The sequence below is a fragment of the Chamaesiphon sp. genome, from assembly GCF_041737865.1.
Taxonomy (GTDB): Bacteria; Cyanobacteriota; Cyanobacteriia; order Cyanobacteriales; family Chamaesiphonaceae; genus Chamaesiphon.
The window spans coordinates 1-5,893 of record NZ_JBGSQZ010000154.1; the positions used below are offsets into that span (position 1 = coordinate 1).

At 46.9% G+C, this 5,893-nt stretch carries 5 protein-coding genes; 4 read left to right on the forward strand and 1 reads right to left on the reverse strand.

Annotated elements, in window-relative coordinates; translation table 11 throughout:
• Positions 1 to 268 precede the first annotated feature (268 nt).
• The 4 genes from trpS to ACEW9J_RS11860 all read left to right on the forward strand — a co-directional run bounded on the left by trpS (position 269) and on the right by ACEW9J_RS11860 (position 4,800).
• Positions 269 to 1,279, forward strand: a complete 1,011-nt coding sequence (gene trpS, locus ACEW9J_RS11845) for a tryptophan--tRNA ligase (RefSeq protein WP_373545325.1) — start codon at positions 269 to 271, stop codon at positions 1,277 to 1,279.
• A gap of 81 nt (positions 1,280 to 1,360) precedes the next feature.
• A complete protein-coding gene (locus ACEW9J_RS11850; RefSeq protein WP_373545326.1) occupies positions 1,361 to 2,293 on the forward strand; it encodes a methylenetetrahydrofolate reductase in 933 nt (310 codons plus the stop codon).
• Positions 2,294 to 2,562: 269 nt separating this feature from the next.
• A complete protein-coding gene (locus ACEW9J_RS11855; protein WP_373545327.1) occupies positions 2,563 to 3,792 on the forward strand; it encodes a TolB family protein in 1,230 nt (409 codons plus the stop codon).
• Positions 3,793 to 4,053: 261 nt separating this feature from the next.
• Positions 4,054 to 4,800: an SIMPL domain-containing protein gene (locus tag ACEW9J_RS11860; RefSeq protein ID WP_373545328.1), complete on the forward strand. Its 747-nt coding sequence runs from the start codon at positions 4,054 to 4,056 to the stop codon at positions 4,798 to 4,800.
• A 151-nt stretch (positions 4,801 to 4,951) separates the two neighbouring features.
• Here the strand turns inward: ACEW9J_RS11860 and ACEW9J_RS11865 are convergent, their stop codons facing one another.
• Positions 4,952 to 5,518, reverse strand: a complete 567-nt coding sequence (locus ACEW9J_RS11865; RefSeq protein ID WP_373545329.1) for a hypothetical protein — start codon at positions 5,516 to 5,518, stop codon at positions 4,952 to 4,954.
• Positions 5,519 to 5,893 lie beyond the last annotated feature (375 nt).

A 5,893-nucleotide genomic window follows, 5' to 3' on the forward strand; every position in this document is an offset into this window, starting at 1 on the left:
CGCTTGGCGTGGTCGCGATTTGTTTTCCGCTTTTTGGGCATTGGTCAAACTCAGTTCTAACTCTGTGCTAGTCTGAGTTTGACATCTTTTCTTTCCCCTCTTGACAAACCTCGACTTTTCTTAACTTGTCACGAATCGGGAGACCCGTCCAGTGGAGACTCTAAACCCCGAAGCCATAGCTTCTGCTGTTGAGTAAATGTTACCAAATGCTATAATAGTAAATCATTTCAAAAATTTATCGGTTGCGGTTCGCTAGAGCCATCTGTTTATGACTAAAAAGCGTGTTTTATCTGGCATCCAACCAACTGGTAATTTACATATCGGTAACTATTTAGGCTCGATTCGCAATTGGGTGGAGCATCAACACAATTATGAAAATTATTTTTGTGTCGTCGATCTTCATGCCATTACCGCCCCTCACGATCCGCAAACTTTAGCTGAGAATAGTTATACGATCGCCGCTTTATACTTAGCCTGTGGCATTAGTTTAGAGGATTCATGTATTTTTTTCCAATCCCATATCCCCGCCCACAGCGAACTAACTTGGCTGCTAAATTGTGTCACGCCGTTAAATTGGCTCCAAGATATGATTCAATTTAAAGAAAAAGCGATCAAGCAAGGTGAAAATGTCAATGTCGGGCTATTGGATTACCCAGTCCTAATGGCTGCGGATATCCTCCTCTATCAAGCTGACAAAGTTCCTGTTGGTGAAGATCAAAAGCAACACTTAGAATTGACTCGCGATATTGCAGGTAGATTCAATCATCAATATGCCAAACAATCCCCCGTCTTCAAGTTACCTGAAGCACTGATCCAAGCTGATGGGGCAAGAGTGATGAGTCTGACTGACGGCACCAGAAAGATGTCCAAATCCGATCCGTCAGATCTGAGCCGAATTAATTTATTAGATAGTGCCGATTTAATTCAGAAAAAAATCAAAAAGTGTAAAACCGATCTCGAACGTGGTTTGACATTTGAAGCGATCGATCGACCAGAATGCCGCAATTTATTGACACTATATATGCTGATGTCTGGTAAGTCCAAACAGACAGTAGTCAACGAATGTCAAGATCTGGGCTGGGGCCAGTTTAAACCATTATTGGCAGAAGCGACGATCGAACATCTACGTCCGATCCAAGTCAAATATCATGAAGTAATGAGCGACAAAACCTATCTAGAATCCGTCCTCCGATCCGGTAGAGATCGTGCCGCTCTGATTGCCGATCGCACTTTGGCAGAAGTTAAAGCTGCATTAGGATTTTCGATACTGAATGGATAGTGTCAGCCATCCACCATCCACCATCCACCATTCACCATCCACCATCGATTAAAATTAAAAGTGTAGTTCTTGGGTGCGATCGTGAATAATTTTCGACAAGCTGCCACCGCTGGTGAATTCTTAATTACAGCAGAAGTAGCTCCTCCCAAAGGTGGAGATATAGCTCACATGCTAGAGATGGCAACCTGTCTCAAAGGGCGCGTCCATGCGGTAAATGTTACAGATGGCAGTCGAGCAGTGATGCGAATGTCGCCATTTGCAGCATCGGTAATATTACTGAGGCAGGGGATCGAACCAGTTTGTCAGTTTGCCTGTCGCGATCGCAACCGGATTGGACTTCAGGGCGATCTACTAGGTGCCCATGCCTTGGGGATTCAGAATATCTTAGCTCTCACTGGCGACCCGATTAAAGCGGGCGATTGTCCAAATGCTAGGGCTGTATTCGACCTAGAAGCAGTCAGACTTTTGAAAATTATCAGCAACCTCAATCACGGTCTAGATGGCAACGACAAGCCCCTACCAGATGGTGCTGTGGACTTATTTGTAGGTGCGGCGGTAGACCCCCAATCTAAAAGTCGATCGGGTTTGCAACGACGATTCGAGCAAAAAGTTGCCGCAGGTGCCCAATTTTTTCAAAGTCAGTTAATTTCTGATTTTGACATCCTCGATAAATTCATGCACCAGATCGCCCTCAGCTATCAAAAACCAGTACTAGCCGGAATTTTTCTGCTCAAGTCTGCCAAAAATGCAGAATTCATCAACCGAAATGTGCCAGGGGTAGAGATTCCCCAACATATCATCGATCGCTTGGCTCGATCGGCTCAACCACTTAAAGAGGGGATAAAAATTGCCGCCGAACAGGTACAACTCGCCAGCCAACTCTGTCAGGGCGTTCATCTAATGGCAGTCAAGCGCGAAGATCTCATCCCTCAAATCCTCGATCTAGCGGGGATTGCCCCACTCACCACCCACATGCCTAGACTCGATAGACCTCCTGTGAAAGTTAGAGGGTAATTAGGCTTTAGGGTTTAGGGTTTAGGGTTTAGGCTTTAGGGTTTAGGCTTTAGGCTTTAGGCTTTAGGGGTAGGGGGTAGCCTGCACCAATCTTCAATTACTTTCGCAGGGGGTCTAATGCCAGCAATTCAGTATCCACCGTTCACTAAATTGCAAAAACTTTCATCAAAATGAGATCTCTGGGTCATTCTTGGGGAACAGTATAGACAGTATCGTAGATCTCCTGCCATACCTCAAATGCTCACCAGCCAACGCTTACTGAAGATCCCATGAGTTTTAATTTTGCATACCTATCTGGAGGTAAACTCTACCTCAAATTGGGTCGGGCGACTGTCCAAGCCATCGCCAGCGAATTCGGACAAGCCGCGCAACAGCGGGGATTTGAGCTACAGCGACGAAATGGCTGGAAGCAAAAGAATCTGAGTCCAAATTTTCTGCCCAATGGCAAATCGGGAAATGTCCAGCAACAGGAATCTAGAGTTGAGACTTCCGCGATGTCGTTGTCTGTTGCCGTGCAGGGTGTATGTCCGACTGGTGCCGATCGATTACTCTACACTCTAGAAGCTGGAGATATTGGGGGGATTTTTACCCTCGAACGATTTGGGCCGATCGAACATCACCAGAAAACCAAAGAGAAAAGACTATTTCATAGTGCCGATCTTAAATTCGATCGGCTGGACTTTCATCCTGATTATCAACTAATTGCCTGTGCGACGATCGGCAAAGACGGTACGGCAAATATCGCCACGATGCCTGTAAATGCCGTCCAGCTAGAGCAAGTAACCGAAGGTGACTCGATCGATCTCGCGCCCAAGTGGATTCCTGGTTTCCGTCGCGCGATCGTCTTTCAGTCGGCTGGCATCAGTCGAGATAGTACGGGTCAAATCGTCGAGCAAAGGCATTCGACGATCGAACAGCTAGATCTCGATCGGCAAGAGGTCATCACTCTAGCCAGCGACCCCAAATACGACCTCCTCAGCCCTCAAATGTCTGCGGATGGCACTTTATACTATATTCGCCGTCCCTACCGCCCCCTGCGGCAGCCAATGCCGTTGTCACAACTACTCCAAGAAGTAATTCTCTCGCCCGCACGTCTCCTCAGAGCCATCTGTGAGTGGTTAAATTTGTTCGCCCGCAGTCACACAGGCAAATCTTTATTACCCCTACCCCAACTGCACCGGAGTAAAATCCAGCAGATGTTTTTAGGGAGATTGGTTGATGTTGGTACCCAAATCGCTCGCAATCGGCGGTTTGGTGATGCTGACTCTCCCGCACTGGTACCCCGCTCGTGGGAACTAATCGAGCAATACCCGCATCGGGAACCAAAAACGATCGGTCGTGGGGTGTTGGCTTTTGATGTTGGAGCTAGTGGTCAACTGATCTATAGTAATGGTAGTGCTGTCTATGGGGTGCTGCCTGGGGGTGTCGTCCAGCGGTTAGTTGTCGATCGACCGATCGATCAGGTGGCGATTCTCGATCGTGACAATCATCTCAATTAAGCAGTTGATAGTTGATATAATATCGTAGGGTGTGTTACCGCCAAGCGTAACCCACCGAAGAGAATAGAAGGGAATACAAGGGAATAGTAGCCTCTCCATCAGGAGACACTGACGTTAATTTAGAAGATCGATTGTTCATAAAGCTATAGGATAACTACCAACTTTCAGGAACGATCGATCGCCATGCTGTAGACTCGATCGGGGAAGGTGAATTGTCATCATGCCCTACCAAAAATATATTGTGTGTGAGTGTTACAAGTTATGGCAACCACTGAATCGCGCTATCGATTCCCCGAATTACTGGCTGGGTTAAGTTTACTGTCTCTATCGCTAATTGTTAGTTCATTTTTGTGGGCGGGGGCGATTCGGAATATCAAACGAGTCGATGATGCCTTGCTCATCACTGGCTCGGCAAAACGACCGATTAAATCAGATTATATCGTCTGGCGAGTATCGCTTTCGAGTCAACAGCCGACGACTCAAGCTGCTTATCAACAACTCAAAGGCTGGACGGATCGAGTTGAGCGTTATCTCAAAGAAGCAAAAGTACCTGAGTCTGAGGTTTCGCTTAACTCTCTCGAAACAGTCTCAATTCCCGAAGTTAATAACGGACGAGAGACAGGTAAAACACTCGCTTATAAATTGAGCCAAAGACTAGAAATTCGATCGAACCAAGTCGATCGTTACTCTAAACTATCACAGCAAATTAGCGAATTAATTAATGAAGGAATTCCCCTGACTTCCGAACCGCCAGAATATCTCTATAACGGACTGAGTACACTGCGGATCGAGATGGTGGCTGAAGCGACTAAAGATGCCAAAGCCAGAGCTGAATCAATTGCCAAAAGTACTGGCAATCGAGTCGGTGGAGTCCGTAGTGCGGATACTGGTGTATTTCAAATTACCCCCCGCTACTCAACGGCGGTAAGTAATGAAGGTAGATACGATACTAGCTCGATCGACAAGGATATCACCGCAGTGGTGTCGGTCAAATTTGGGATTGATTAGAGTTAGGTTTTAGGCTTTAGGCTTTAGGCTTTAGGGGTAGAGGGTGGAGGGTAGGGAATCGTCGATCGCAATCCGGCAAGCGTCCCAAATTCTGCAACCTAAAACCTCAAACCTAATCCCTCAAACCTAATCCCTAATTACCCCCTACCCCCTACCCCCTAATTCGCCCCAAATAACAATCATTGAGCCAAATTCTAATCGCTTCACCGACGATCGTGTTGCTACTTTCGATCGGGGGTGTGATGAGATTGTTGGCAAGCGGAAATCCACCAGTCCGCGTGTAAATATTCACCAATCGCCAACCCAGTCGAGTCTTGGCAATAAATAGCCAGTGAAATTGTTGTAGCTGTGCCGATCTCAGCCCTGTATATTGACGTTCCAGGGTGCTGACGAATACTTGTGTGGGCGCAGATTGGGGAAACTGAGGTGTATACTCACGGCTGAGGATCTCAATCGGCTGTAGTTCGGGTACGCTAGCGATTTCGATCGAACTATATAGCTTATCGGTTCGTTTGCGCCGTTGTTGCATGATGCGGTTGCCATAGCTAGGCAAGTCTCGTACCAATAGATTGGCGAGACGATCTGGTTGCTCTGGACAAGTATTTGGTACTGCTCCCACCGTCGGCACAACTTGGGGACGGATCTCCAATCCACTACTTCGCTGTCTGGCAGTAGTTGTCACTAGTACATTCCAAGCAAGAGCATCGCAATTACCCATACTCGAATTACATGCAGGGAGATAATTCAAATTCAGAACGAATGATTGGTATTGTTAGATATTGTCAACTACTCCCTGACCTGTGTCAAATTGAGGAGTTCGTCCGGCCTTTGTTTCCCACTGGGCGGGAGAAATAACCAGTTGACCATGGAACGAACCCAAGCTAGACATCTAAAAGGGGTGGATGGTGAATGGTGAATGGCCAAAAGTGCTGATGGGCAACTGGTCTGATGGGCGGGGAACCCGATTCGTGACAAGTTAAGGCGCAAGTGCAGTTGTCAAGCAGGGTTGAGCGGATGGCTCAAAAAAGAATGACCCTTCCCTGTTCACTCGATCTGGGAAGGGATCGATAATCAATTTCTTGAATGGCTTTCG